The organism is Ruegeria sp. Alg231-54, from assembly GCF_900143525.1.
GTDB lineage: Bacteria > Pseudomonadota > Alphaproteobacteria > Rhodobacterales > Rhodobacteraceae > Ruegeria.
Genome location: NZ_FREZ01000026.1, coordinates 1 through 26026 on the forward strand (window position 1 = coordinate 1; position 26026 = coordinate 26026).

Consider the following 26026-nt stretch of genomic DNA (forward strand, 5'->3'; position numbering starts at 1 on the left):
GATCATCTGGGCGCCACTAACGAAACAGGAAGAATACCGGCAGCCGATCGCTTGATCCTGCCACGAGATGCAAGACGCTTGATGTGATGATGCGAAACGAAGTCAACCAAGAGTAACGAAAGCCCGGCGAATGTCGTGGCCCCTGAGGTCGTTTAGCCGATAGGAACCTTGCTCGCGGAACTCATCAGGGCCAGTGGCAACTGCCAAGCAAACAGGCCGGACACAGGACTGAACTGAAGGACCATCGCAATCACAGAAATCTCTGGCAATGCAGGAGCCATCTACACAAGACTTTCGTCGGCGGATCGCGGTGCTGCGTCGCAACCCGCGCAGACCGGGCATTGGCTGCGGGCGCAAAATCAAGTGTCGCGGGAACTCACAGATCGCGGAATAAGCCGACTATAGAAGCAACCGCGCTAAGATCTGCTTGGTGTGAAAGCGTTTCAATGTTAGACAGGCGCGAACGTTTACTGAATTGCACCACCCTTCACTTACGCTAGGCAGTTTCGAAGTCTTTCCGCAAACAATCCCGCAAACTGTTTAGTCGCAGCCGATCGAAACTGCGTGGGAGGGTAAACAGCATAGATACCTCCAGATGGAAGCGCCCAATCCGGAACAAGCCGGATCAATGTGCCGTTTTCGATTTCTCTCTTAGCGAAAAAATCTGGCAGAATGGAGATCCCAGCCCCTTCTATTACCATTGCCTTGATCGCTGGTGTAACGTCTGCTCGCAGTGCGGGGTTCATTTGAACGTCAGAGGTTTCACCGGTAGCTGTAATAAATTTCCAACTCAGTGAGTGTGGCAAGGCTCTGTGTTCGACGAACGGAAATGCTGCCAATCGTTCCGGATGTTCTGGTCGCCCAAGTAGCTCAACCAAGTCAGGCGACGCCACTACGATTTGCTGAAAGTCGGCCAACTTGCGCGCAATGTTGGCGGAATCGGCAAGCCAGCCTACCCGATACGCAATGTCAAATCGTGCCTCGACCGGATCAAACCGCGTATCACTTAACATCAAATCAATCGTGACAGCCGGATAGGCGATGCGAAACTCGGCCACGACCGGTGAAACGTATGTAACGCCCATATCGAGAGGGGCGGTGATGCGCAAGTTTCCAGTCGGTTCTGCGCGCCCTTGTTTTACCATTTCATAAGCTTCTTCGGCCTGCGCCACTGATGCACGTGCGGCTTCATAGAAGGACTGGCCGGTTTCCGTGAGATTCAGGTGGCGAGAGTTGCGCACAACAAGCGTTGCACCAAGCTCTTCCTCCAGCAATTGAAGCTGCTTGCTGACAACTGCCTTGCTAATACGCATTCGTTCAGCGGCCGCAGTGATGGTACCTTCTTCCGCGATGGCAACAAAATACTCTAGTCGGTTCAGATTTGATTTCTTCATCTCTTGTCAACTTTTGACTGACGCAGTGTCTACAAGTATTACCTTTAGTCTACAATAGCGGCGCACTACCTGTGGTCCACCAAAACGGAGACTGCAATGACGCGCTTCACCTATTTCTACGATACCTATTGCGGCTGGTGCTATGGCGCGGCTCTGGTGATCAATACGCTGATTGAGTGTGGTGCTGATGTCACCGTCATGCATCGCCATTTGTTCCAAGGCGCAAATGTATACCGAATGGGCGATGGCTTTGCGCGAATGGCCCTGCAATATGACCGACAAATAGAACAGCTGACCGGCCAGGAATTCAGTCCTGTTTACGTTCAAGACATTCTTGGAAACCCGGATGAAGTTCTGGATTCCGGTCTGACCGCATACGCCGCTGCTTTGGTCCACGATCAGGGCGCCAAGGCCGAGATGATGCTGGCACATGATCTGCAGCAGGCACGTTATGTCGACGGTATTTCTGCGGGTAACAGCGAAGCGGTCCATAGTGCGCTGCTTGAGTTCGGCGTGAACCGTCCGTTGGACGAAGGCAGAAACCACACCCGGCAGATCAGCACGGACGCTGCAAATTTGCAATCACGGGTCGGGTCGCAAGGTGTCCCGACTCTGGTGATGCAAACCGACGGCGGAACAACCCAAGTCGACGTCTCACCCTACTACAACCTTCCTGAAGAGATCGCGGCATTGGCCGCATAAATGCAAGGAGCATCCCTATGAAGACGATCCTCACTTCTACTGCAGCCGTGCTGCTTTCCACCGCAGCCTTCGCGGCTGATCTCACCATCACGGCTTTCAACCCGAATGACGGCAGCCTATTTCCGGTCTCATCAAACCTTATCGAAGGCCCGAATGAGGTGGTTCTCGTAGATGCGCAATTTGAAAAGGATGATGCCGAGCAGCTGGTGGACATGATCAAGGCGACAGGTAAATCCCTGACGACCGTCTTTATCAGCCACAAAGACCCTGACTTCTATTTCGGGCTGGATACGATCCGTGCAGCCTACCCGGATGTCAAAATTGTCGCGACACCGGAAACCGTCAAAGGCATCGAGAAAACCATCCAGCTCAAATACGATTTCTGGGGCCCGATCTTGGACGCGAACGCCCCATCCGAATTGATTGTTCCTGAGGTTCTGGAAGGCGACAGCCTGACGGTCGATGGTGAAACCGTGCAAGTGATTGGCCTCGATGGACACGATCCGGTTCATACCTTCCTGTGGGTGCCATCCGAAAAGACCGCACTGGGCGGCGTTGTTCTTTATGAAAACGTGCACGTTTGGATGGCCGACAACCAAACCCCTGAAAGTCGTGACAGCTGGCGTGCGACGTTGGACCAGATTCTTGCGCTTAACCCCGAACGGATCATCCCGGGTCATGTCATTGGGGACAGCGCAGAAAACGCAAGCATCGTTGATTTCACAAAGGAATATGTCGCCGCGTTCGAGGCCGCCGCGAACAAGGCGGAAGGTTCCGCAGAATTGATCGCCGCGATGCAGGCAGCCTATCCCGAATTTGAGAACGCGAGCGATCTGGAGCTAAGCGCCCAGGTTATCGAGGGCGAGCGTTCCTGGCCGTAAGCGTAAACCGGCATCAGAAGCCGTCCACTTCGGTTTCTGTATTACAAAAGGGGCGCTGGCCTATAAACTCCGGCGCCCAATCACCAACAGTGCAAAACTCGGTTTGCTGTGAACGACATTGCATTCGCCGCGAGGAAGAGAAGCAATTTCATGTCTTGCAAGTTCACGAATACCAAGATCACGCAATGCAGCATCATTGGCGCTGTCCTGTTTGCATTCGCTTCGGCGACAACATTTGCCGTCAACGCTCAGGAGCAAAACATGACTCCATTGGAAATTGTCAAAAGCACCTATGAAGGCGAAACCTCCGAAGAAAACGGTCGCAGCCTTCAGGCGCATTTGGCTCCTGATGCCAAATGGACAGAGGCAGCGGGTTTTCCCTATGCAGGAACCTATACCGGTTTTGACGAGATCGCGAAAAATGTGTTTGCGCGGTTGGCTTCTGAATGGACCGACTATCGGTTTGTTCCTGAAAACTATGTAGCCGATGACCGCCGCGTCGTCGCATACGGGACCTACTATGGAACGTATAATGCAACCGGCAAGGCATTTTCGGCGCGCGTTGCACATGTCAGGCAGGTCAAAGACGGCAAGATCGTAAAATTCGAACAGTTTGTCGACTGCGCGCCTGTAAATGAAGCGATGGAGTAATTGATCCCATCTCATCCGAATACCAATTTCACTCAACATCGGTCGGCAGGCCCAAAAAACGCGCCGCCGATAAAATCTCGGGAATGAATAAAATGATAGCAGCTCTGAACAATCAATCTCTGCGGGTTCTCAGCATTCTGCGGATCATGACGGGTCTTCTGTTTGCGGCTCATGGAACCCAGAAAATATTGAACTTCCCTGCGCCGCCAGAGTGGGAGGTCGCGACATTCTCGATGCCATGGTTTGCTGGCATGATGGAGCTTTTCGGCGGTGCCTTGATTGTTCTGGGCCTTTTTACGCGCCCGGTCGCGTTCCTTCTGTCCGGTTTGATGGCCAGCGCCTACTTCATTGCCCACGCCCCGCAGAACTTCTATCCGATCCTGAATGCCGGTGATGCCGCAATTTTGTACTGTTTCATCTTCCTGTATTTTGTATTTTCCGGCCCAGGTCGCTGGAGCCTTGATGCAAAGATGGGCCGCGAATAGCTGAGGAGGAATTTGATGACTCATTCAAAATCGCGCCGAAAAATTCTTGCTGGAATAACTTCTGCTGCGGGGAGTTTATTCCTGTCCCGGACTGTATTGGCGGCCGAGTTGACACCGCGCGCTGCAGAAGGACCATTTTATCCGACCAGATCGATGCGCGTGAGCGACACCGACAATGACTTGGTGAAGATCGCAGGGCTTGTTCGCGAGGTTGGCGGGGAAATCATCACGCTCAAAGGTCAGATTACCGGTCGCAATGGTATCCCGATAACGGGTGCGCGCATCGAAATTTGGCAATGTGATGTGAATGGAAAGTACTTGCACCCCGGCGATGATCGTCCAGTGCCCTATGATCAGGGTTTTCAGGGCTTTGGCCACGATATCACGGATGACGCTGGCAACTATGCGTTTCGCACGATCAGGCCAACCAAGTATCCGGGGCGAACACCACATATACATGTGAAAGTCTTCGATGGAAGCCGAGAGCTTCTGACCACGCAGATCTACATTGAAGGTGATCCTGACAATGCGAAAGACGGGCTCTATCGCAGGATGTCGAAGGCGGAAGCCAGGGCGGTATCCATGGCATTCACCGAAGGGCCGAAAGGCACAGAAACTATCGTAAACATTGTTGTCTGACGGGCTTGGCCGGATCAGTAAAGGAACAGATTATGAAAAACGCATTGATCGTCGCAGCCATGGCAATCCTGACGCCAGCCTTTGCCACAGCACAATCCGCAGATGCCTTCACCCATGTAGCGGGCAATGTCTATTACCTCCAGAACGGCAGCTACAATTCGCTTGTTGTCGTCACCGAGGAAGGGACCCTTGTTGTCGATCCGAACGGCCGCACGGCACAGCAGCTGCAGGACAATCTTCCCGCACTAACGGACCAGCCAGTGACGCATCTGATTTTCTCGCATTCGCATGGCGACCACGCCTCGGGCGGTGATGTCTATGGCGACGATGTTCAGGCCATCGCGCATTCGAACGCTCCGGCAACACTGGGAGGCGTTGGTCTCGATGCCCAGTTCGATCAAGAGCATAGCGTTCAGTTGGGCAAGAACACGATCGAACTGACGTATCTTGGGTCTGGTGACGAAGAGGACATGATCGCAACGGTTGTGCGCCCCGAAAATGTTGTCTTTCTTGTCGATGTCGCCGCACCCGAACGCATGTTCTACACCAGCTTGGGAGGCGACAATGTTGAGGGTTGGTATCAGCAGATACTCACCGCCGAAGCGCTGGAATTCGATATCTTCGTGCCGGGCCACGGTCGTGTAGGCAATCATGACGACCTAACAAACGTTCGGCTCTATATGGAAGAACTGCGCGCAGATGTTTTGAAAGGGCTGCAAGCCGGCAAATCGACCAACCAACTGGTCGAAGAACTTATCTATACCGGACGAAACCATTGGCAGCAATACGAAGCCTGGCGCCCAAGCAATGTGCGTGGCATGGCTCAGCATCTGATCAACGGCGGAGTCGTTGATTACTGAAAATTTTGCCGATTTAGAGATTGAAATACAGAGATTGGCCGCCCGCGGTGAAAACACAGGTAGCGATACCCAGTTTCTATATAGTTCGATAAAGCAACCGCTCAGACAACCTGCGGTATTGGTAGTTATGGGCTCCTTCCGGATCTCGGGTACGGCGCAGCATCTCGTGACATGATGATCTGTCAACGTCGGGTTGTCGTTGTGGGAGGGCATGGCGGATAGGAGAAACAGTCATGGAAACTCTGAACTTACCAGCCATTCGCGCACTTCGCCCAACTTGGAACAATGGTCGCCTCTTCGGTCAGAAGAGACCACTGAAACCAATGCATGTCTGGGCAATCCGCGTCCGACTTGAATTGGTCGAGAACTATCGCGACCTCGCACTGTTCAACATGGCGATCGACAGCACGCTTCGGGCTGTGATCTGTTGAAGATGAAAGTCGTCGACATCATGGGTAACATCAGAGAACGTGTCTCCGTCCTACAAGGCAAAACACAGAAATTTGTGCGCTTCGAGGTTTCCGAAGGCACGCGTAGCTCCGTCGAGAAGTGGATGGAGGATGAGCTAATAGACGGCTCAGAGTATCTGTGGCCATGTCACTTCAGGGGCAAAACTTACGACAGACCAGTCTGACACAAACTTTGGCATTGCTTTCGTTAAATTATGTTGGTGCGTCTTCAATGTGGTGTGAATAGTTTGCGCTTCTTGGAAGCTCAGCTATTCCCAAGACGATCGGTTTGCCCTAAGGGCTATCGATCAGGGCTCCATCCTGCGAAATCAAACCTCAGAGTTGTACACCCTCCACTCATCCGGCACGCCCTTCAGTTTACGCGTGCCAAAACTGGAAAACTGCATCCCAGACCCGGCAACCAAATTCTTGACCGTGCGCGAAACAAGCACGTCGTCCTCGTTTCCAAGCTCGGAAATCCGTGACGCAATGTTAACCGCAATCCCACGAACATCATCGTCTGAAATTTCAACTTCGCCTGTGTGCACGTCAATTCGGACACCCAATCCGATCTAGGCAAGTCCGCGACAAACGGCCTGAGCACATTGGATCGCTCGTGCAGGGCCATCAAATGTTGCCAGGAAACCGTCGCCAAAAGATTTAAACTCACGACCTCGAATACGAGCAAACTCCTGACGAACAATCTTGTCGTGGAAAGAAATCAGGTCGTTCCATGCCTGATCTCCCATTTCTTCGGCCCTTGCGGTGGAACCGACGATATCGGTGAAAAGTACAGTGGCCAGCACTCGGTCATGTCTTGGTGCCGAGGCCGACCCGGTCACAAAGGTTTCAATATCCGATGCGATCTGGTCGGCATTCTTCCCCACGAATAAGATGTGGTCAGAACCCGGGTACTTCACAAGGCGCGCGTTTGGGATCAGCTCTGCCAACATACGCCCCCCGTCACATCGACGTTCACATCTTCTGTGCGATGAAGCATGAGCGTCGGAACCTGTATGGTTGGGAGCCCATCGGTTATGTCGATCTCACTGTTCATGCGCATGATCTCGGTTGCAACTCCCAGGTTTGCGCCCAGCCTTTCGAATTTCCTCACCATTGCTGGAAGGCGGCATCGCCCACCATGGACGGAACGAACATCCGCAGACTTTCCCCGCTTCCCCAAGCTGTGTCAATATACTGAAACAGCCCTTCCAGTGCTTCGTCAGTTGGGAACCAGGACGTAAACTTAGCGAATGCGCCATAAAGAATAAGGCCTTGGCACCGCTCGGGATGATGCGCCGCAAACAGGGATGCTAACGAGTCGCCTTCGGATATGCCGAATACGATGGCTTCTTGCATGCCTGCCGCGTCCATAACGGCCCGAACATCATCCATGCGGTGATCATGCTCGGAAGGTTACCAGCCCGGTCCCTCGTTTGTCGAAGATTACGACGCGCGCGAATGTCGCCAACCTATCTAACCACCGGGCACATCTGGGTTCGTCCCAATAGTTCTCGATATGAGAGATAAACCCAAGAACAAAAACGAGGTTCTTTGGCCCATCGCTAAAAAGCTGATAGGCGACATGCACGTCTCCACTCTTCGCGTATCGCGTCGTTGGCTGCATTTCTTCCCCTGCCCGACAGCTTCCAACTTAGCCAAGGTGTATCAGGGTGCGGTCGCAATAAATAGTTGGTTAAAAAACAGTCAAAAGGGTTTGCGTCGCGCCCAGGTTTTTCCTTCAGCGTTGCACGTCTAGGCACGATGAGTTTTTACTCCACAAAGCCAAAGCGTCTTGGGGACCTATAAAAACTGAGAAAATCCGCTTGCTATCTTGTGTAGCCCTAACTGCGCGTGGCTCGAAACTGTTTTGTGTTGTGGCAGGAAGCTGGTGGTGACTCCAAGCTTTTTGGTCAAAGCGACCTGGCCCATTCCAGACATTCGAACAAAGCAGAATTTGGGATGACTGCTTCAGCAGAGCCAAAATTTGTAGACTGCATAACATCGCACGGTTAGTTCGTCGTTCAACAGGACCTTAAAATCCTTGGCTGCTTATCTCTTGGATGGATTTTCGAATTGGAAGTTCAACTGGCGGTTTGTTCTGAGATAAGACAAAGGCGTCCCCAAAGCCTCCTCTGCTTTTAAGATCACAGAAGCCGAAGCACGGGCGTCTTCACCTGCATCATGGTGATGAAACTCAAGGCCGAGGTATTTCTTAAGATTTGCCAACCCGTGTCCACCGGCGCCCTTCAACGACGGCCATGCTCGACGGGCAATCGACACGCTATTCGTCCAATGCGACGAGAACATTGACACGCCGTACCGGGCACAAGCAGCCGTCATCGCCTTTTCATCAAATGTACTGTGTTGCACAAGGTTATGGGTGTTCAGGACTTCAAGTAAGGACGCGTAAACCGAGGGGAATGTTCCAGCCCCAATCACAGTTTCGGCGGAAATCCCGTGGAGCTCAGTATTGAATGACTCAAACGGTCCCTCAGGGTCAATCAAGACAGAATAGGTTTGCAAAAAACCACTGTCGCTAACAAAACAAAGCCCAATCTGGCATATGCTACCGATAGATTTGTTCGCCGTTTCGACGTCCAATGCAATAAATCGAAAAGGTCCGGCCGGCGGCGTACTAAGATGTCCAAATCTGTTCAATGTATCCACCGATTAGGCGCTCTGCATCTGTCGAAATTCCTCAACCCTCGATGCCAGGTCGACAACTGAGCATCCTAGTTTTCGCGGGTCGAATGGGTCTTGGCAAGTCGTTTTCGCTCTAAACGAGTGCAGCCTGCCTATATGGCGCTTCACTCAAGGCCCTAGGCGGACATTCGTTGCCACTTCAACATCATGAAGCCCAGGCGCCTTGAGATCGCCGTTCGCTGCAGTCGCGCGTTCGCAATTGCCATAGTAACCCTAGGGGAGGGCGGACAAAATGTCATTCGACTTCAGACGATACTATGGCTGCTTTCTTGGTGAGGTAGTACAATTGGGCGATAGAAATTACTCGTCCAACAAACGACTCGGAACAGGCGCGATTAAGAACATTGCAGCATCACCACGATGGAGGTTTCGAGTTTTGCCAAGGACGGTCCAAATCGGGCATCTTGAAAGCGGAACCTTGCCGCAGTGCGTGATTTTGCGACGGAGGCAGTAATTCAGTGCACTAAGCTAAATGCGAGATGCTCTGGAAGCTACTGAACCAGTCTGGTCGAAATACTCTACACTTGGGTTTGGGAAAATTGTCCGCCAAGAGGAGAAGTAACACGCTAACAAGAAACAACACCGTGACAACTGCGATAGAAGTAAGAATGCCAATAAGTTTTTCACATTGGCCCTCCCAAGGGTGTGGATAAACAGCAACGAACTACATTTGGGTGTCTTCTTGGCGTAAATAAAGAGGGAAGATGCACCATAATATGCTGATTAATAATCGCAAAAATTAAACATTAGGCTAATCCTAATGTTTGGTGAGGAAGTCAGTTATTAGAAGGATCGCGCTGCCCGTATATACCTGAGTGGAATTTCGCAATGCTCGGGGAGGCGCAATTGTCTGACAAGGAAAATATCGCGATCGACGTGCGGGATGCAGTAAAACGCTACGGCGATTTTACGGCGCTCAAGACGATCTCGCTGTCGATCATGGACAATGAGTTCTTTACACTCCTTGGCCCGTCCGGGTGCGGCAAGACAACTCTCCTGCGAATGATCGCCGGTTTCGAGGCTGTAACCGAAGGTGCCATCTACCTCTATGGTGATGAGATCGAGAACCTGCCGCCCAACAAACGCCCAGTTAATACAGTTTTCCAGAACTATGCGCTGTTTCCGCATATGACCATTCTGGACAACGTGGCGTTCGGATTGGAAATGCGGGGCAAGTCGAAATCCGAGGCCCGAAAGAAATCAGGTGAGATGCTGGAGCTGGTGCAGCTTTCCCAGTTCTCGGCACGTAAGCCCAGCCAGTTGTCGGGTGGTCAGCAGCAGCGTGTTGCGCTTGCCCGGGCCCTGGCACCGCAACCCAAGGTTCTATTGCTGGATGAACCATTATCTGCGTTGGACCTAAAGCTGCGCAAGGCGATGCAACTAGAGCTGAAGCACCTGCAGCGCGAAACCGGGATCACCTTTATCTTTGTCACCCACGATCAGGAAGAGGCCCTGACAATGTCTGACAGGATCGCGGTCATGTCGGCAGGCGAGTTGCAGCAGCTGGGTGCACCAACCGATATCTATGAGCGTCCGCACAACATGTTCGTGGCGGATTTTATCGGCGAAACGAACCTTTTGGAGGTCTCTGTCGACGGTATTGATAACGGCCGCGCAACCTGCCATCTGGGCGGTGGGCATGAGTTGACTTGCAACGCCGTCGACGGGGTTGGCGTTGGGTCCAAAGTCCACATGTCGATCCGCCCCGAACGTCTGTATATGTCCGCCGAGCCGGTTGAGACCGAAGGCCTGCACGGGCGCGTGAAAGACAACATCTTTGTCGGCACCGACATCACCACAATAGTGCATCTGGACGAGGGTCCTGATTTTGTCGTTCGTACGTCGAATTCAGATCGCGGCAACAAGCGTATCTTCGAGCCGGGTGCCGAAATGTTTGTCAACATGGAGCTGGGGGCCGCGCGCCTCTTGGTGGACTGATGGCGGCGGGTGCAGCAAGCGGCGGCAGCGCAACAACAGACACCTACAAAGAGGCTCGTACGTGGCTGTTGTTGCCTGCATGGGTGACACTGTCCATTTTGGTGCTCGCTCCGGTGCTCATGATGCTGATCTACTCTTTCCTGACGAAAGAGTTCCGCGGGGGAGTGATCTGGGAATTCTCTCTGGCTGCCTACGATCAATTCTTCTTTGATCGCGGCTTGTTCGGGGATGAGCCCCCCAAAATTGAGTGGACCTATATCACTATTTTCTGGCGCTCGATCTGGCAGGCGGCGGCGGCGACGCTGCTGAGCCTCGCGATCGGGTTTCCAACCGCCTATTTCATTGCGACCCGGTCCGAGAACATGCGTCCGGTCTGGGTGTTCCTGATCACCATCCCGTATTGGGTGAACCTGCTGATCCGGACCGTGTCGATGAAATTCTTGCTGCGGGATCAGGGGCCGCTCAATGATTTTCTGATGAATATCGGCCTGATCGACAGCCCCCTGCACATTGTGAATACGAACTTCGCGGTCCAGCTGGGCCTGTTCTATTCGTACCTGCCCTTCATGGTGTTGCCGATTTATGCGGCGGTCGAACGCTACAACTTTGCCTTGTCCGAGGCAGCGGCGGACCTTTACGCGTCGAAATGGACGACGCTTCGGCGGATCTTGCTTCCTGCGGTCAAACCTGGCGTGTTTGCGGGCTGTATTCTGGTCTTTGTCCCTTCGATGGGGTCGTTCCTTGCACCTGACCTGTTAGGTGGCGCCAAGAACTTCATGATCGGTTCGCTGATCGAAGAACAGTTCAAGGGCAATGCTGGCAACTGGCCGTTCGGAGCGGCGGCATCGATGGTCTTGCTGACGATGGTGCTGATCATTCTGATGTTCTCGGCCCGGCAACAAGCCAAAGCCGACAAGGCGGGGGGCTGACCAATGGCAAACAAGCAATTCGACATCAAGTCATATCCTGGATTCAAGGGTATTACACTGCTGTGTCTGGTCATCCTTTATGCGCCTCTGGTCGTAGTTACAGTTTACAGCTTCAACGCGTCGCAATCACTGACCAACTGGGAAGGTGTATCGCTGCGCTGGTATTCAGATGTGTTTACCGGCCCAGAAAGTGGCAAGTTCAAAACGGCAGCGAAGAACAGCTTTATCATCGCCATCATCGCGGCAACCACGGCGACGACCATCGCGACTCTGGCAGCGACGGGGATGGTGCGCGGGGGTAAGTTCCGTTTTCGCACTGTGTCTTTCGGGTTGATCAGCCTGCCGCTGATGGTGCCGGAAATCGTGCTGGCGGTTGCGACCCTGATCTTCTTCAATTCGATCGGATTTGAACGCGGGCTTCTGACTATCCTGCTGGCCCATATCGCGTTCTGTATTCCCTTTGCCTACTTGCCTATCTCGGCCCGGATGCAGGGGATCGAAGACAGCTATGAACAAGCGGCACTGGATCTCTATGCCACGAAACGGCAGGCATTCACCAAAATCCTTTTGCCATTGATGATGCCCGGCATCATCTCGGGCTTCCTACTGGCGTTCATCGTCAGTCTAGATGATTTCATCATCACCAATTTCGTGAAGGGTGCGGGCGTCGAAACGCTTCCTACCGCGATCTTTGGCTCGGTCAAGCAGGGGATCAAACCGAATATCATGGCGATTTCGACCATGTTGCTGAGTGTGTCCATCGTCATGGTCACGATCAGCTATTTCGTCAGCAAGTCTGACAACACAAAATAACCAACAGATGGAGAGTCACATGAAACATATGATGAAAAGCGGCGTCGCTGCCCTTGCTCTGGCCTTTGGTGCCAACGCGGCCGCAGCCGAGGGCGAACTGGTTCTGTACCACTGGTTCGAATACATCCCGCAAGAGTTGCTGGACAAGTTCACCGAAGAAACCGGCATCACTGTCACCATGGACACATACGACTCGAACGAGTCCATGTTGGCTTCGCTCAAGGCTGGTGGCATCGGCACTTATGACGTTTCTGTGCCCGGTGATTACATGGTCTCGATCATGGCGGGTGAAGGCATGCTGGACACGATCGCCGATGGTGAGCTTAAGAACAAAGGCAACATCGCCCCCGATTGGGCCGATCCCAGCTTTGACCCCGGCCGTCAATCTTCGATTCCGTATCAGTGGGGCTCGACCAGCTTTGCAGTTAACCGCGATGCTTATGACGGTGACATTCAGACCACCGACATCTTGTTCAACCCGCCGGCAGAATTGCAGGGTCGCATCAACATGCTGGACAGTCAGGGCGAAGTGATGGCCATGGCAGCGTTGCACATGGGCATTCCGCAATGCTCCACAGATCGTGAACAGCTGAAGGCGCTGAACGCCATGCTGCAAGAAGCCAAACAGCATTGGGCCTCTTTCAACTCGGACACCGCGAAAGAAGTGCTGGTCTCGGGCGATGCGGCTGTGGGTCAGATCTATGACGGTTTCTCCGCCAAGGCGCGCGAAGAAGGTGCCAACGTGGAATACGCCTATCCGACACAAGGTTACATTGCATGGATGGATAACGTTGTTTTGCTGAAAGATGCGCCCAACCGCGACAACGCGCTAATCTTCATGGATTTCCTGCTGGAGCCCGAGAATATCGCGGCTGTGACCAATTTTGCGCAATACAACGCAGGCCTGAACGGGGTTGAAAGCTTTTTGGATCCGGCGCTGGCAGCGCAGCCTGAAAAGAATCCGCATGCCAATGCAGGCCCCGGTGTCTTTATTGAGGTTTGCTCGGAAGAGGTTCAATCGGTTTACGATCAAATCTGGACCAATCTGAAGAAGTAATCTTATTCTTCCGAGTGGCATCCCTCCGGGTCAGTATTACCTGCCTCGGAGGGATGTCTTTATTCATGGCCGCAGTGGCCAATGGAGGGAGACTGCACAATGCAAAAACCAATCCGCCTGCTGCCTGAGGGCAATCCCAAAACCGGCTTTGTTCCGTCCTCACTGGTGGCGGAAAGCGACTTCACCACCAAGGACAAGACCGAAACTATCAGCAGCTTTTTCGAAAGCCGCGATGAGAAGATCTCCGTAGGTGTCTGGGAGTGCGCCCCTTGCCGTGAGGTGATCGAAGCGTATCCCGTGGACGAGATGATGACGGTGCTTTCTGGTTCAGTCACCCTGATTGACGCGGGCGGTTCAACTCAGACCTTTACGGGTGGTGACACGTTTTTCATTGCCAAAGGCACACCTTGCACCTGGGAAATCACCCAGACTCTGCGCAAGTTCTATATGATTGCTGCGTGACTGGTGCGCGGTCCGGGCTTTTTCGCGCCGCGTAGATTTCTAAGCACCGCCAAGGAGACAATGCCCAGAAACATGACCTCCATCACGATGGCGCCCGGATTGGGTCGATAGATGAGGGATAGCGTAACCAGCGATCCCCCTGCGATGTTCCAAGCATTGAACGCGATCTTATCGGCAGGAAGGATATTGCGGGTCGACAGGTAATAGACGCAGATGATAATTACCGATCCCAGTATGCCGAGGCCATCAACCAAAGTTAGGTCTTGAAGCAGGGTCATGATCTGTCTCAGTTGCTGATGTCGGCAAGGATACGGTCCATCATCGAGTCGCAAGCGTTCAATTGGCCAATCTCAAGATATTCATCCGGCTTATGCCCTTGACGTTCCATGGAGCCGGGCCCACAAACGACGGTTGGAATACCCAACTCGCTGAAAAACCCAGCCTCGGTGCCAAAGGCAACCTTGGTGGTGGTGTTACTTTGCGCCAGTGTGTGCGCATAGGCGATAACGCCTTCGGTCTCGGCGACCTCCAGTCCGGGATAGGCGTTATACTGTTCGACCTCGATACGCGCCTCGGGGCACAGGTCCTGATACTGTGCACCAACCCTGATGGCCGCCTCCTGAATTTGTGACAAGATGTCTTTGCCATGATCCGAGGCGAGATGACGGTATTCAAATGTCAGTTCAGCTCGATCCGGCACAATATTCAGCGCCTTGCCGCCAGACATCATGCCCACATGGAACGTGGTGTAGGGCACCGAATAGGCCGGGTCGCTGTTGCCGCTTTTGGCATAGGTTTCTTGCAACGCGCGCAGTTCACCCACAAAATCAGTTGCCAGGTACAGCGCGTTGACGAATTTCGGGGCCAGCGCTGAATGCCCGCTGTGGCCGTGGCAGACGGCACGTAGCGCGGCTTTTCCCTTGTGCCCTACGGCCACCTGCATCTCGGTTGGTTCACCCACAAAACAGGCGCGTGGCTGGCCCAGCATAGGGGCGAGCCGATCCAGCATGTGCTGGATGCCGACACAGCCGACCTCTTCATCATAAGACAGCGCGATCTTGAGAGGTTCGCGCAGATCAGCCCCGGCAGCTCGATCCGCCAGCGCCATGACAGAAGCCACATACCCCTTCATATCCGTGGTGCCACGCCCATAGACGCGATTGCCTTCACGGGTCAGGCGGAACGGGTCCTTGGTCCAACTTTGGCCTTCGACCGGGACAACATCGGTATGCGCGGATAGTAATACGCCATCACCCGCAGGTCCTTTCTCGGCATAAAGCCCGGTCTTGTCGCCACCAGGGTCGGTGATGCGATGAACGGTGAATCCGCGCGCCTCCAAAAACTCTTCGACATAAGCGGCAAGCTCAAGGTTCGAGTTTTTGCTGACCGTATCGAAGCCAACAAGCCTGTCGAGAATATCCAGGGTAGAGGTCATAGGATTGAACCTGTTTTTGGTTTGACAGCCGCTTTGGTCTTGGCTGTGAGAGGGTCATTCTCTCCAAGCCTATACGACGGGCAAAATACTTAAATCTGGGAATGGCGAAGCAGAGGTTAGGAGATCTCTAAGTCCCGCAATCACCCTTCGTCCTGAGCAAAAAGACCAGGAAGCGATCCTGAATCTACGGCATGAGCACAATGATCAATGAATGCTCTTGATGTGTTTGTTTCATTCTCGGCCCGCGCGCGCAGCAAGCCGAGACGCATTGGGCGCATTTCCCCGGCCAAGGGCACAAAGATCAGCTTTTTGCCATCCGGCGACAAAACGTTCAGGGGGCGGATATTGGCAATCGAAAAACCGAACCCGTTGGCCACCAACGATCGCATGACCGACATATCTGCGGTGCGCTCCGCGATATTCGGTTTGATATTGGCTTCGCGGAAAAAGGACAAAAAATATTCACCGCTGAATGGCAGATCCAGCAATACCATTGGGCTGTCCTGCAGGTCGGGGATCGTCAGCTCGCTGCGATTTGCCAGCGGATGACCTTCGCTCAGAACTACATAAGGTGGCAGTTCATGGAGTGGCCGGAATTCGAGATCGGCGGGAATGTCCAGGTCGTAAGTCAGGGCGATGTCCAGTTCAGCCCGGCGCAACTGGCTGAAAATAACGGCCTGATTCAGTTCACGCTGTTCGATACGTACATCGGGATAGGTATCCTCAAAGTCGCGTCGCAACCCCGGTAGAACAATCTGAGCAAATGTAACCAGACACCCCACGGACAGGATGCCCTGTACCTTTCCGGTGATTTCCCCGGCCAGTGTGGCCAGCAACTCGGCCTCGCGCAGAACGAACTCGGTACGTTCCATGATTTTGTGCCCGGCCTTTGTCAGCGACAGACCACGCGCGTGTTCGCGCACAAAAAGGGCGACGCCGAATTCCACTTCTAACTGGGTGATCGCCGCCGAGATCGACGGCGATGAGACGTTCAGCTTGTCGCTGGCGGCTGCGATGCTGCCTGCCTTTCCGACGGCCACAAAATACTCAAGCTGTCGCAGCGTGTATCTGAAAGGCAAAGGCGCATCTCCGCGGTCTTGCGGATCAAGCCTTGTACTTGATCCAAGTCGTTTTCAAAGCAGTATACTTTTCAAGCGAGTGCAATGACAAATCGCGCCCAAAGCCTGACTGCTTCATGCCTCCAAACGGCGTCATTGCAGACAGCGCGTCTACCGTATTCACCGAAACGGTCCCTGCCATCAGTTTGTCTGACACCCGGCAAGCGCGGGACAGGTTATCGGTCCAGACTGACGCTGCCAGCCCATAGACCGAGTCATTGGCCATCGTCACGGCCTGGTCTTCGGAGTCGAAGGGAATGACCGACAGGACGGGGCCGAAGATCTCATCGCGCGCCAGCGGGTTGTCATGGTCTACGTCGTCGAAGATGGTCGGTTGGACAAAACAGCCCTTGCCATCCAATGTGATCCGTTCGCCCCCAGTCACAAGATTGGCGGTTTTCTTTCCTTCCTCGACAAAGCGCATGATCCCCTGTGTCTGCTTTTCATCAACGATGGCACCCATTTTCGACGCCGGGTCCAGCGGGTCACCGGGTTGCATCGCCTGCGCACGGGCGATCAGCTTATCGACAAACGCATCCTTGACCGATCGTTCCACGTATAGCCGCGAATTGGCCGAGCAGACCTCGCCCTGATTGAAGAAGATGCCAAAGGCGGCCATGTCAGCGGCCGAGTCCAGATCCTCGCAATCGGCAAAGACCAGATTGGGGCTCTTGCCGCCGGTTTCTGGCCAGACCTGTTTCAGGTTCGACTGGCCCGAATACTGCATGAACATCTTGCCGATTGCGGTCGACCCAGTGAAGGCAAGGCAGTCCACATCCATATGCAGACCCAGCGCTTTGCCCGCAACCACGCCAAAACCAGGCACGACATTGAATACACCATCCGGAACGCCAGCCTCAGCCGCCAGTTCCGCCAATCTCAGCGCTGACAAGGGCGACTGTTCGGCCGGTTTCAGCACAACCGAGTTGCCGGCCGCAAGCGCCGCGGCGGCTTTCCATGTGGCCATGTCCAGCGGGAAGTTCCACGGTGTCACCGCTCCGACCACACCCAGAGGAACACGTTTGACCAGCGCCAAATCGCCAGGCCCGGTTGGGGCGACTTCGTCATAGACCTTGTCGATAGTCTCGGCATACCACTGGAAGAAATGCGCCGAACCGGGGGCATCGATAGTGGCAGCATCCGTCACTAATTTGCCCATGTCGAGACTGTCCAGTAGCGCCATCTCTTCCAGATTGTCGCGGATCAGGTCGACAAGTTTCAGCATCACCGCTTTGCGGTCGCCAGGGGCCATGCGCGACCAGCGGCCATCCTCGAATGCGGCGCGGCCTGCGGCGACGGCACGGTTGATGTCTTCCTCATCGCATTCGGCAACCTGAGTCAGCACTGCGCCTGTGGCGGGATTTATGCTATCAAAGGTCTTGCCCGATACGGCATCGACAAACTTGCCGTCGACGAAAGCCTGCCCACGAAATGAAAGACTGGCGGCGCGACTTTTCCAATCTTCGTGCGTATAATCCAACATGATGTCTCTCTCGCTGATTATTCGTCGCCGGGTACGCCATAAGAAGGCGCTTCTCTCGGGTCGAGCGCGCGCTGAATATAGGCGTCCAGCTGCGGTTTATAGATGTCCCAGGCGGTTGCGATGGCTTCAATCGGGCAACCCTCGGTCCAATCGCATCGTAGATCGGCTACCGGCCAGCTGACCTTGTCGACGATCTTCATGCCTGCTGAATGTACCGGACCGGCCTCGCCCCCTGCGTCCAGACCGGCGCGCATGGCTGCGATCAGGCGGTCGCCGATATGACCCGAGGCCGACAGAAACCCGTCGACGATGGCCTGCGGGACGCCGTCATTGTCCAGAAGATTGCCACCCGAGGCGACGTTTTCGGCCTGCGCTTGTGTCCAGATGCCAAGGCTGTTGGGACCGGAATGGATCGCAGTGCGTCCAGCGGTGTCCACGGCCAGAACCTGACGGTACTCAATGAATTCCACGCGGGCCGTCATCTCGGCGATGGCCTCAGGCGCGGTTTTACCTTGTTCCATCAGATCCAGCGTCAGCGGGCCAAGGCTGGGGTCGGTTACGTTCTGCGATGCGACAGCACCGACACTGGCGCGGGCAAACGAACAACGGGCAGCCACGGCGGGTGAAGACGACGAAATCGCCAACCCGAACATGCCGGTATCGGCACAACGGGCGACCAGTGAAAAAGTCATACAAACCTCCTTAACGACAAAGACCGGGCTGCGCAGGGTGAGAGCGTATGTGCGCAGCCCGGTATCCTCAAATGATCGGCAAGATCAGTCGGGAATGACCGCGGTGCCGTCAATCTCAACCAACCAGTCCGGGCGTGCTAGTGCCTGAACCACCAGCCCCGTCGAGCAAGGGTAGACCCCTTTGATATACTCGCCCATGGTGCGATAGACGGCCTCGCGGTGGCGGACATCAGTGATGTAGACGACGACCTTGACCAGATGTTCCATTGAACCGCCGGCCTCTTCGATCAGCTGCTTGATGTTCTGCATGACCTTGTGGGTCTGCTCGACCGGATCGTGGCTGTCGATATTGACCGCATCATCCAGGTTCTGCGGGCACTGGCCACGCAGGTAGACGGTTTTTCCACCTTGCGTGACGACGGCCTGACACAGGTCGTTATCGAGGTTCTGCTCGGGGTAGGTTTCTTTGGTGTTGAATTTGCGAATGCGAATGTGCGCCATTTCGGTGTCCTGTTGTCTTATTCTGCGGCTGCTGGGGCGATGATAGCCGCCTGGCCATCGTAATCGGCATAGGCGCGCTGGATCGCAATCTGATCGGCTATGTATTTCGCATCGTGCCAAACGCCCCAAATGAAGGTTGAGCCACGACGTGACTGCCAAGGCAGGCCAAGGAAGTATATGTCAGGTTCGACCGAAACGCCGCGCTGGTGGATCGGCGCGCCTTTGGCGTCAAATGCGTCCGCCTTGATCCAACTGAAATCCTGACGGAATCCGGTGGCCCAGATGATCGTGGTAATACCTTCTTTGGCAAAATCGACTGACCCAAGCGGATTGGTCAAACAGTCCGGGTCTTCAAAGGGTTCGCGCGCCTCAGACTCTTCCGGCAGATCAATTCCGGTGCGCTCCACATAGGCGTCAGCAAGATCAAGCATCTCTAGATAATTGGCGTCGCCTGCGGCTACGTTGCGCTGTAGATCATCCGCGAAGCTGAGAACGCCGTTCTCGAAGCTGTTGGTCATGCCCGTGAGGGTGACCCCCTCGTTCCCAAGTCGGCGAAAATCCATCGTATGCCCACCATGGGCCCCGCTGACAGAGATGGTGACATGCTCGGTTCCGGGTTTTTGCGCAGCGATGTCCCAAAGTCCTAGCACGCCCAGCCACCAGACATTGTCGCGACCACGGTATCGGCGCGGCGGGCGGTCATGCGGACCAACCGACAAAAAGACCTTGCGGCCTGCGCGGTTCAACTCGTCTGCGATCTGCGCGCCAGACGACCCGGCACCGACAACCATCACGGCACCTTCTGGCAGTTGGTCGGGGTTCTTGTAGTAGAAGGAGTGGATTTGCTCGACACCAGCCGTTGCCGGCACGATCGGCGGAATGACCGGTTGCTGGAACGCGCCCGTGGCGGCCACAATGCGTTTGGCATGAATCTCGCCGGCAGAGGTTTCAACCTTGAAGCCTCCTTCACCCGGCAGACGTTCTGCTTTCAGCGCCTCTACACCCTCGCGAATGGGGGCTTTGACCATTTCGGCATATTCGACAAGATATTCGGCAACCCGGTCCTTAGGCACGAACGCATCGGGGTCGTCGCCGTTGAACTGCAGGCTGGGAAAACGGTCATGCCATGCCGGGCCATTGGCAACCAATGCGTCCCAACGGCCGGTACGCCATGCTTCTGCAGTGCGGTTTTTTTCCAGAATGATGTGGGGCACATTGTTGTTTGCCAAGTGCTCGCTCAGCGCGATACCAGCCTGTCCGCCGCCAACAACCAGCGTATCCGTTTTCTCAATGGACATGTGTCGGTTCCCTATAACTGCATCTCGAATTGACCCTGAGAGGTCGTTGCCATCGCTCATTACATGCCGGTCTTGGAGGACGAGCGGTCACAATGGACCGAACGCCTTGCACTTTCAGAATTCGGACATCAGCACCTAACCGGTGAGCTAGCCTATACCTGGATAACGGCCGCTTTGGATTGCCGCATTCTGTGCCACTCCAGCACGCTATGCACGTTTCCAGGTTAAGGTTTCACAAGTTCGAAACAGGTGAAATAACTGTCTAACTTACTCTTAATTAGGCTTTGGCTAACTTGTCGGGTTTTAGGGCGAATTCCCAGTCAGTTACCTACTCTCCGACAGATAAGGCGCGATCAGGTAATACAGTTCCCCCTGCGAAGAGATCTGGCATTTCCGGTAAAGTTGCTTGCGCAAGACCTTTACGGTCTGGGGGCTAATGCCAAGCGTCAGGCCAATAGAAATCGACGAATGCCCTTGCAGGATCAACAGCGCCACCTCGGCCTGTCTTGGGCTAAGGCTGATGTCTTGCTCGGCGGACAGGCGCCGGCGCAGTTGTTCAACGGTATCTTCCGGCTCACCTTCAATCGGAAGCTTGATGTCTGGCCAGTTCATTCTGACCAGCGCACTGACCACTGGGGCGATGTGATTAGCCACGCTGTAATCTCTGGACGAGAACCGCGATGCGGTGGTTGCGTCCCTGCCGATACAGACCGTGATTGAACTGGCCGGGGTGAGGCAGGCGAAATAAGCTAGCTCATCTGTCAGCGTCGTGTTGGAGTAGTAGGATTTGAAGTACTCGTTGCGCTGAAACTGATCAGGGGCGACATCGGTTAAACGATAAAGACCATCCGCAGCGCGGCTTTGATGCAGGCCAAAGAACGGATCAAGCAGATAGGCTCCTTTGACATAGTGGCTGTCGATGCGCTCAAAAACGCGACTGTCGCGAGCGTGGGTCATCAGAACCTGGGGCGCACGATTCTGAAAAAAGGCGATGATCGCGAAGTTATCGAATGAGCATGTCGCATCCAACCAACGGTGCAACGCATCACCGAAGCGTTCTGATCCGATTGCCATAATTGCGGTCGACAAGGCGTATGGCGCTGAGATTTGTGACATGTTCGGGTACCCCTCTAGGGGTATATACCCCCTGAAATAGCCAAAGTAACGTAAATACGCAAAATAGGTGGTATGTAGTCGCCAGCGCGATCATGGCCCGAACAAGGGACGCGCCGGATCAGCGGAACTGCAAAAGGACAACAAAGGGGTTGATCATGGCTAAAGATACGCTCGACATTCTTGCGCAGGATAAGCACCTGATTCAGTCCTTCGCCGATTTGGACGCGCTAAAGAAACAGGGCGCTCGCACCGTCATATCGCGGGCAAAGGGAGCCTACGTTTATGACAGCGACGGAACAGAGCTGATCGACGGAATTGGTGGTTTATGGTGCGTCAATATCGGCCATGGCAATGACGAGATGATTGCTGCGATCTCGGATCAGTTGAAAACGCTGGACTATTACTCGACCTTCTACAACTTTACCCACCCGGCAGCGGCGGCGCTGGCCGAGAAGATCGCTCAGCTTGCGCCGGGTCATCTGAATGCGGTCTATTTCGGCAATTCCGGATCGGTCGCAAATGACAGCGCCATTCGGATGCTGCACCACTATAATTTCCGCAAGGGAAAGCCGGAAAAGAAGCTGGTTCTGTCACGGCACGGCGCCTATCACGGATCGACTCAGCTGGCGATGGCGATGACCACACCTGGCTATTCCGAAGGATGGCACGCGGCCAGCGAACTCGTGCATCACCTGCGTTCACCCCACTACTGGCGCGAAGGCGGCGAAATGACTGAGGGTGAGTTCCTCGACCATCTGATCGACGATCTGACCGCCGGCATTGAGCGGATTGGCGCGGAAAACATTTGTGCATTCATCGCCGAGCCGATCCAGGGCGCAGGTGGTGTTGTGACCGCACCCAAAAGTTATCACAAGCGCGCGTGGGAGGTCTGTAAGGCCAACGATATCAAATACGTCGCCGATGAGGTCGTCACCGCTTTCGGCCGTCTTGGGCACTTTTTTGCCTCGGAAGATGTGTTCGACATGATGCCGGACATCATCACCACGGCCAAGGGCTTGACCTCAGGCTATCAACCGCTTTCGGCCACGATCGTCTCGGATGATATTCACGAAGTGATCTCGTGGCCCGACGGTATGTTCCTGCATGGCATGACCTATTCGGGCCACCCTGCGGCTGCGACGGCAGGTCTGACCAACATTGCTATCATGGAGCGCGAGCAGATCCCGCAACGGGTGCGAACGACCGGTGCCCGGTTCGAATCCAATCTGCGCAGTCTGACCGACATCGAACTAGTCGGCGAAGTGCGTGGCAGCCATTTCATGATGGGGATCGAATTCGTCAAGGGCCGCGCCAGCAAGGAAAGTTATCCGGATGAGGCGCAAGTGGGGCTGAAAGTGGCCCAAGCCTGCCAGAAACGCGGCCTGATCGCGCGACCCTTGGGCAATGTGCTGATCTTGTCCCCGACATTGATCATGGACGAGTCCATGATTGATCCCATCGAAGCCATCCTGCGCGACTCCATCACAGAAGTTGCCGCCGGTCTTTAGATCTTGATTTACTGGGGGTGACGGCCCTCCGTGAACCCTATCAGCCAGCCTTAAGGAGCCAGCCATGCGCGATCCACGCTATGATATTCTGTTCGAGCCGATGCAGATCGGCCCTCTGACCGCCAAGAACCGGTTCTATCAAGTTCCCCATTGTAACGGCGGCGGATACCGTGATCCTTCGGCGGCGGCTGCAATGCGTGGGATCAAGGCTGAGGGTGGCTGGGGCGTGATCTTCACCGAGCAGTGCGAGATGCACCACACGTCTGAGATCACACCCTTTATCGAGCTGCGTCTGTGGGAGGACAAGGACATCCCGCAACTGCGCAAGATGTCGGAACGAATGAAAACACATGGCGCTTTGGCGGGCATTCAGCTGGCATATTCCGGCATCAACGGGCCAAACCTCTATACCAAAGAAGTGCCGCTGGCCCCTTCTGCCCTTCCTATTCGGACTTTCACAAACGACCCGGTTCAAGCCCGCGCGCTGGACAAGCAAGACATCAAAGACCTGCGCCGTTGGTTCGTGAACGCTGCCAAACGGTCAAAGGACGCAGGATTTGACTTGATCTGTCTTTATGGTGCGCACGGGTTCGGTATATTCCAACACTTCCTCAGCCGTGCCACCAACCAACGCAGCGACGAATATGGCGGCAGTCTGGAGAACCGCGCCCGGTTCAGTCAGGAGGTCATCGCCGACATGCGCGACGCGGTCGGCGATACGATGGCGATCACGCTGCGGGTCAGCCTTGATGAAACCATCGGTGAGCTTGGTTTTTCGAACGCCGAGGTGCGTGACTATATTGAAATGAACAAGGACCTGCCGGACCTTTGGGACTTGGCGCAGGGAACCTGGGAAGACTGTTCTGGCCCTTCACGTTTCAAGGAAGAAGCCGCACAGGAAGAATTGGTGCGTGGTATTCACGATCTAACCGACAAACCGATCGTCGGCGTGGGCCGGTTCACTTCACCCGATGTTATGGCCAAGATGGTCAAGGCCGGCACGCTGGATTTCATCGGTTGCGCCCGTCCATCCATCGCCGATCCGTTCCTGCCCAAAAAGATCGAAGAAGGCCGGATTGAGGACATCCGCGAATGCATCGGGTGCAACATCTGCATTACGGGCGACATGACCATGTCGATCAGTCGTTGCACCCAGAACCCGACCTTCATGGAGGAGTGGCGCAAGGGCTGGCACCCCGAGAAAATGAACGAAAAAGGTGATAGCTCGAACGTGCTGATCGTGGGCTCGGGCCCTGCGGGGCTTGAGGCCGCGTGGGCGCTGTGTCGCCGCGGCTACGACGTTGCCGTGGCCGAGGCCCGCGACGTTATCGGAGGCCGTGTGGCGCGCGAACGTCTGTTGCCGGGCCTATCGGCCTGGGGTCGGGTAGTGGACTATCGTGACTATCAACTCAGCCAGCGCCCAAACGTGGAAATCTATCGCGAAAGCGAGTTGGATGCTGAAAGCATTCTGGAGTTCGGCTTCGAAAACATCTGTATCGCCACAGGTGCAACGTGGCGCAACGATGGTGTTTCGCGTCAGCACGTTGTGCCGATGCCAATTACCGAAGGCGCCAAGGTCTATACCCCGGACGATCTGATGGATGGCACAATCCCATCCGGCCGCGTGGTGGTGTATGACGACGACCACTATTACATGGGTGGTGTTCTGGCCGAACTGTTGGCCAAGAACGGCGCGCAAGTGACGCTGGTCACCCCATCGGCTTACGTTAGTGACTGGACCAACAACACGTTGGAACAGATCGCCATTCATCCAAGGCTGGTCGACGCGGGGGTCGAGATCGTGCTCAACCAAGGCGTCACCGAAATCAACCCGGACCATGTGGTCTCAAACTGTGTCTACACCGATCGCACCTGGAAGATTGAGACCGACGCGGTTGTAATGGTTGCATCACGTCTCGAAAACAACGGTGTATTCAATGATCTTAAGGCACGTGAAGCGGATTGGGCAGATGCAGGCATCAAGTCGGTCAAACTGATCGGCGACGCCAATGCACCGGGCCCGATCGCTTGGGCAACCTATGCCGGTCACCGCTACGCGCGGGAACTCGATGGCAAGGATATCGGTGACGCTCTGCCCTTCCGCCGCGAAGTTACAGAACTTGCAGTAGACTAAGGGCTTTGTGGAGCTTATGGCGGCGAAGTGCGAACTCTGCCGCCTAATAGGTTTGGGCGGGAACCCTGGGCGGACCCACCAAGTAGAATTTGTGGTCTCGTTGCTAGGATTGGATGCCGATCCCGCCTATCGGTTTGTGCCACTTATCGCACAACGAAGCGAGTTCAGTGATTGGGTAAACCAAATTACCTTGGCCGGAGGCGGCGCGACCCACTACGCCCAGTACCCAAGCCTCAGCAATTACGCGATAGAATTCAACACCGCAGGTCACTGCCTCGTCGACCAATGCAAACTCGAAAAGTTGCCATCTCCCATCCACGACGAAAACCCAACGGCAGCCATGATCGTGGCAATGAACATTCCCAGGTGTTTGATCCGAAGGTTTGATGGTGCGATCCATTCGATGGAATCTTATGGGACAGATACGTCACGGCTGCGCCACGACAACGCATGTCATCCGCGCAACAATACAGCGATCGCAAGCTTTGAACGCGGAGCTGAGCCGCGAACCTGGAATCAACGTGAAAACCGTTTCCAGACGGCGAAAGCGCCAAACGGTTGAGGACAGGACCAAAGGAGCCGAGATCGACTGTTCCAAGCAAAGATGAAGAGGCGGTGATCGTTGCCTTTTGGCGTCATACTTTGCTACCGCTTGATGACTGTTTATATGCTCTACAGCCCTCCATTCCTCATCTTACACGATCTTCATTGCATCGTTGTTTGCAGCGACACGGCATCTCACGACTGCCTGATATGGATGGGGACAAGCCGAAGC

28 protein-coding genes and 1 pseudogene are annotated in these 26026 nt (G+C 54.7%); 15 read left to right on the top strand and 14 right to left on the bottom strand.

Features of this window, described 5'->3' with window-relative positions; genetic code table 11:
* Positions 1-491: 491 nt before the first annotated feature.
* Positions 492-1394, bottom strand: a complete 903-nt coding sequence (locus DHN12_RS23730) for a LysR family transcriptional regulator (RefSeq protein ID WP_108862417.1) — start codon at positions 1392-1394, stop codon at positions 492-494.
* Positions 1395-1490: 96 nt separating this feature from the next.
* On the opposite strand from DHN12_RS23730, the gene DHN12_RS23735 reads away from it, so the two are divergent.
* The 7 genes from DHN12_RS23735 to DHN12_RS25295 all read left to right on the top strand — a co-directional run bounded on the left by DHN12_RS23735 (position 1491) and on the right by DHN12_RS25295 (position 6043).
* Positions 1491-2096: a hypothetical protein gene (locus DHN12_RS23735; protein WP_108862418.1), complete on the top strand. Its 606-nt coding sequence runs from the start codon at positions 1491-1493 to the stop codon at positions 2094-2096.
* A 17-nt stretch (positions 2097-2113) separates the two neighbouring features.
* Complete coding sequence (locus tag DHN12_RS23740; RefSeq protein WP_108862419.1) at positions 2114-2977, top strand: MBL fold metallo-hydrolase; 864 nt, start codon at positions 2114-2116, stop codon at positions 2975-2977.
* Between the two features lie 261 nt (positions 2978-3238).
* On the top strand, positions 3239-3628 hold the full coding sequence (locus DHN12_RS23745) for a nuclear transport factor 2 family protein (protein WP_108862436.1): 390 nt from the start codon (positions 3239-3241) through the stop codon (positions 3626-3628).
* Positions 3629-3720: 92 nt separating this feature from the next.
* Positions 3721-4113 carry a DoxX family protein gene (locus DHN12_RS23750; RefSeq protein ID WP_199913582.1) on the top strand — a complete coding sequence of 131 codons (393 nt, stop codon included), beginning with the start codon at positions 3721-3723 and terminating at the stop codon, positions 4111-4113.
* Between the two features lie 15 nt (positions 4114-4128).
* Positions 4129-4752 carry a protocatechuate 3,4-dioxygenase gene (locus tag DHN12_RS23755; RefSeq protein WP_108862421.1) on the top strand — a complete coding sequence of 208 codons (624 nt, stop codon included), beginning with the start codon at positions 4129-4131 and terminating at the stop codon, positions 4750-4752.
* A 32-nt stretch (positions 4753-4784) separates the two neighbouring features.
* Positions 4785-5612: an MBL fold metallo-hydrolase gene (locus tag DHN12_RS23760; RefSeq protein WP_108862422.1), complete on the top strand. Its 828-nt coding sequence runs from the start codon at positions 4785-4787 to the stop codon at positions 5610-5612.
* Positions 5613-5845: 233 nt separating this feature from the next.
* On the top strand, positions 5846-6043 hold the full coding sequence (locus tag DHN12_RS25295) for an integrase (RefSeq protein WP_234416779.1): 198 nt from the start codon (positions 5846-5848) through the stop codon (positions 6041-6043).
* Between the two features lie 347 nt (positions 6044-6390).
* Here DHN12_RS25295 and DHN12_RS24700 read toward each other — a convergent pair whose 3' ends face one another.
* From DHN12_RS24700 to DHN12_RS23775, 4 genes are all read right to left on the bottom strand, one after another.
* A complete protein-coding gene (locus DHN12_RS24700; RefSeq protein ID WP_255415487.1) occupies positions 6391-6627 on the bottom strand; it encodes an adenylate/guanylate cyclase domain-containing protein in 237 nt (78 codons plus the stop codon).
* Between the two features lie 6 nt (positions 6628-6633).
* On the bottom strand, positions 6634-6948 hold the full coding sequence (locus tag DHN12_RS24705) for a hypothetical protein (RefSeq protein ID WP_199913584.1): 315 nt from the start codon (positions 6946-6948) through the stop codon (positions 6634-6636).
* Between the two features lie 223 nt (positions 6949-7171).
* On the bottom strand, positions 7172-7456 hold the full coding sequence (locus DHN12_RS24710) for an alpha/beta fold hydrolase (protein ID WP_199913585.1): 285 nt from the start codon (positions 7454-7456) through the stop codon (positions 7172-7174).
* A gap of 657 nt (positions 7457-8113) precedes the next feature.
* Positions 8114-8722, bottom strand: a complete 609-nt coding sequence (locus DHN12_RS23775) for a 3'-5' exonuclease (protein WP_108862437.1) — start codon at positions 8720-8722, stop codon at positions 8114-8116.
* A gap of 873 nt (positions 8723-9595) precedes the next feature.
* On the opposite strand from DHN12_RS23775, the gene DHN12_RS23780 reads away from it, so the two are divergent.
* The 5 genes from DHN12_RS23780 to DHN12_RS23800 all read left to right on the top strand — a co-directional run bounded on the left by DHN12_RS23780 (position 9596) and on the right by DHN12_RS23800 (position 13966).
* Positions 9596-10705 (top strand): ABC transporter ATP-binding protein, encoded by a 1110-nt coding sequence (locus DHN12_RS23780; protein ID WP_108862423.1) that lies wholly within the window; start codon positions 9596-9598, stop codon positions 10703-10705.
* Entirely contained in the window at positions 10705-11634 is a 930-nt protein-coding gene (locus tag DHN12_RS23785) for an ABC transporter permease (protein ID WP_108862424.1), read from the top strand. Before DHN12_RS23780 ends, DHN12_RS23785 begins: the two co-directional genes overlap by 1 nt.
* Before the next feature lie 3 nt (positions 11635-11637).
* Complete coding sequence (locus DHN12_RS23790; RefSeq protein ID WP_108862425.1) at positions 11638-12447, top strand: ABC transporter permease; 810 nt, start codon at positions 11638-11640, stop codon at positions 12445-12447.
* Between the two features lie 19 nt (positions 12448-12466).
* Positions 12467-13504: an extracellular solute-binding protein gene (locus tag DHN12_RS23795; RefSeq protein ID WP_199913586.1), complete on the top strand. Its 1038-nt coding sequence runs from the start codon at positions 12467-12469 to the stop codon at positions 13502-13504.
* Positions 13505-13603: 99 nt separating this feature from the next.
* Positions 13604-13966: a cupin domain-containing protein gene (locus DHN12_RS23800; protein ID WP_159090214.1), complete on the top strand. Its 363-nt coding sequence runs from the start codon at positions 13604-13606 to the stop codon at positions 13964-13966.
* On the opposite strand, the gene DHN12_RS23805 is transcribed toward DHN12_RS23800, so the two are convergent.
* The 8 genes from DHN12_RS23805 to DHN12_RS23840 form a co-directional block, all read right to left on the bottom strand.
* On the bottom strand, positions 13948-14244 hold the full coding sequence (locus DHN12_RS23805; protein ID WP_108862427.1) for a hypothetical protein: 297 nt from the start codon (positions 14242-14244) through the stop codon (positions 13948-13950). The genes DHN12_RS23800 and DHN12_RS23805 overlap by 19 nt on opposite strands.
* 8 nt (positions 14245-14252) lie before the next feature.
* Positions 14253-15401 carry an acetylornithine deacetylase gene (gene argE, locus DHN12_RS23810; protein ID WP_108862428.1) on the bottom strand — a complete coding sequence of 383 codons (1149 nt, stop codon included), beginning with the start codon at positions 15399-15401 and terminating at the stop codon, positions 14253-14255.
* A gap of 140 nt (positions 15402-15541) precedes the next feature.
* A complete protein-coding gene (locus DHN12_RS23815; protein ID WP_108862429.1) occupies positions 15542-16480 on the bottom strand; it encodes a LysR substrate-binding domain-containing protein in 939 nt (312 codons plus the stop codon).
* Between the two features lie 25 nt (positions 16481-16505).
* A complete protein-coding gene (locus tag DHN12_RS23820; RefSeq protein WP_108862430.1) occupies positions 16506-18002 on the bottom strand; it encodes an aldehyde dehydrogenase in 1497 nt (498 codons plus the stop codon).
* A gap of 17 nt (positions 18003-18019) precedes the next feature.
* Positions 18020-18694 carry a DUF1028 domain-containing protein gene (locus tag DHN12_RS23825; protein ID WP_108862431.1) on the bottom strand — a complete coding sequence of 225 codons (675 nt, stop codon included), beginning with the start codon at positions 18692-18694 and terminating at the stop codon, positions 18020-18022.
* An 84-nt stretch (positions 18695-18778) separates the two neighbouring features.
* On the bottom strand, positions 18779-19195 hold the full coding sequence (locus DHN12_RS23830; protein ID WP_108862432.1) for a RidA family protein: 417 nt from the start codon (positions 19193-19195) through the stop codon (positions 18779-18781).
* 17 nt (positions 19196-19212) lie between these two features.
* Positions 19213-20493: an NAD(P)/FAD-dependent oxidoreductase gene (locus DHN12_RS23835; RefSeq protein WP_108862433.1), complete on the bottom strand. Its 1281-nt coding sequence runs from the start codon at positions 20491-20493 to the stop codon at positions 19213-19215.
* 324 nt (positions 20494-20817) lie between these two features.
* Positions 20818-21609, bottom strand: a complete 792-nt coding sequence (locus tag DHN12_RS23840; protein WP_108862434.1) for a helix-turn-helix transcriptional regulator — start codon at positions 21607-21609, stop codon at positions 20818-20820.
* A 155-nt stretch (positions 21610-21764) separates the two neighbouring features.
* On the opposite strand from DHN12_RS23840, the gene DHN12_RS23845 reads away from it, so the two are divergent.
* Positions 21765-23117 carry an aminotransferase class III-fold pyridoxal phosphate-dependent enzyme gene (locus DHN12_RS23845; RefSeq protein ID WP_108862439.1) on the top strand — a complete coding sequence of 451 codons (1353 nt, stop codon included), beginning with the start codon at positions 21765-21767 and terminating at the stop codon, positions 23115-23117.
* 64 nt (positions 23118-23181) lie between these two features.
* A complete protein-coding gene (locus DHN12_RS23850) occupies positions 23182-25251 on the top strand; it encodes an FAD-dependent oxidoreductase (protein WP_108862435.1) in 2070 nt (689 codons plus the stop codon).
* A gap of 103 nt (positions 25252-25354) precedes the next feature.
* Here the strand turns inward: DHN12_RS23850 and DHN12_RS25300 are convergent, their stop codons facing one another.
* Positions 25355-25651, bottom strand: coding sequence for a hypothetical protein (locus DHN12_RS25300; protein ID WP_108862495.1), 297 nt, complete (start codon positions 25649-25651; stop codon positions 25355-25357).
* 13 nt (positions 25652-25664) lie between these two features.
* Between DHN12_RS25300 and DHN12_RS25005 the strand changes: the two are divergent.
* Positions 25665-26026, top strand: a pseudogene (locus DHN12_RS25005) (IS481 family transposase); the annotation flags it as partial.

Excerpts from the sequence above, each read along its gene's own strand:
- DHN12_RS23730 (WP_108862417.1), bottom strand. The coding sequence starts at position 1,394 with ATGAAGAAATCAAATCTGAACCGACTAGAGTATTTTGTTGCCATCGCG.
- DHN12_RS23735 (WP_108862418.1), top strand. The coding sequence starts at position 1,491 with ATGACGCGCTTCACCTATTTCTACGATACCTATTGCGGCTGGTGCTAT.
- DHN12_RS23740 (WP_108862419.1), top strand. The coding sequence starts at position 2,114 with ATGAAGACGATCCTCACTTCTACTGCAGCCGTGCTGCTTTCCACCGCA.
- DHN12_RS23745 (WP_108862436.1), top strand. The coding sequence starts at position 3,239 with ATGACTCCATTGGAAATTGTCAAAAGCACCTATGAAGGCGAAACCTCC.
- DHN12_RS23750 (WP_199913582.1), top strand. The coding sequence starts at position 3,721 with ATGATAGCAGCTCTGAACAATCAATCTCTGCGGGTTCTCAGCATTCTG.
- DHN12_RS23755 (WP_108862421.1), top strand. The coding sequence starts at position 4,129 with ATGACTCATTCAAAATCGCGCCGAAAAATTCTTGCTGGAATAACTTCT.
- DHN12_RS23760 (WP_108862422.1), top strand. The coding sequence starts at position 4,785 with ATGAAAAACGCATTGATCGTCGCAGCCATGGCAATCCTGACGCCAGCC.
- DHN12_RS25295 (WP_234416779.1), top strand. The coding sequence starts at position 5,846 with ATGGAAACTCTGAACTTACCAGCCATTCGCGCACTTCGCCCAACTTGG.
- DHN12_RS24710 (WP_199913585.1), bottom strand. The coding sequence starts at position 7,456 with ATGGATGATGTTCGGGCCGTTATGGACGCGGCAGGCATGCAAGAAGCC.
- DHN12_RS23780 (WP_108862423.1), top strand. The coding sequence starts at position 9,596 with ATGCTCGGGGAGGCGCAATTGTCTGACAAGGAAAATATCGCGATCGAC.
- DHN12_RS23785 (WP_108862424.1), top strand. The coding sequence starts at position 10,705 with ATGGCGGCGGGTGCAGCAAGCGGCGGCAGCGCAACAACAGACACCTAC.
- DHN12_RS23790 (WP_108862425.1), top strand. The coding sequence starts at position 11,638 with ATGGCAAACAAGCAATTCGACATCAAGTCATATCCTGGATTCAAGGGT.
- DHN12_RS23795 (WP_199913586.1), top strand. The coding sequence starts at position 12,467 with ATGAAACATATGATGAAAAGCGGCGTCGCTGCCCTTGCTCTGGCCTTT.
- DHN12_RS23800 (WP_159090214.1), top strand. The coding sequence starts at position 13,604 with ATGCAAAAACCAATCCGCCTGCTGCCTGAGGGCAATCCCAAAACCGGC.
- DHN12_RS23805 (WP_108862427.1), bottom strand. The coding sequence starts at position 14,244 with ATGACCCTGCTTCAAGACCTAACTTTGGTTGATGGCCTCGGCATACTG.
- argE (WP_108862428.1), bottom strand. The coding sequence starts at position 15,401 with ATGACCTCTACCCTGGATATTCTCGACAGGCTTGTTGGCTTCGATACG.
- DHN12_RS23820 (WP_108862430.1), bottom strand. The coding sequence starts at position 18,002 with ATGTTGGATTATACGCACGAAGATTGGAAAAGTCGCGCCGCCAGTCTT.
- DHN12_RS23825 (WP_108862431.1), bottom strand. The coding sequence starts at position 18,694 with ATGACTTTTTCACTGGTCGCCCGTTGTGCCGATACCGGCATGTTCGGG.
- DHN12_RS23830 (WP_108862432.1), bottom strand. The coding sequence starts at position 19,195 with ATGGCGCACATTCGCATTCGCAAATTCAACACCAAAGAAACCTACCCC.
- DHN12_RS23835 (WP_108862433.1), bottom strand. The coding sequence starts at position 20,493 with ATGTCCATTGAGAAAACGGATACGCTGGTTGTTGGCGGCGGACAGGCT.
- DHN12_RS23840 (WP_108862434.1), bottom strand. The coding sequence starts at position 21,609 with ATGTCACAAATCTCAGCGCCATACGCCTTGTCGACCGCAATTATGGCA.
- DHN12_RS23845 (WP_108862439.1), top strand. The coding sequence starts at position 21,765 with ATGGCTAAAGATACGCTCGACATTCTTGCGCAGGATAAGCACCTGATT.
- DHN12_RS23850 (WP_108862435.1), top strand. The coding sequence starts at position 23,182 with ATGCGCGATCCACGCTATGATATTCTGTTCGAGCCGATGCAGATCGGC.
- DHN12_RS25300 (WP_108862495.1), bottom strand. The coding sequence starts at position 25,651 with ATGGATCGCACCATCAAACCTTCGGATCAAACACCTGGGAATGTTCAT.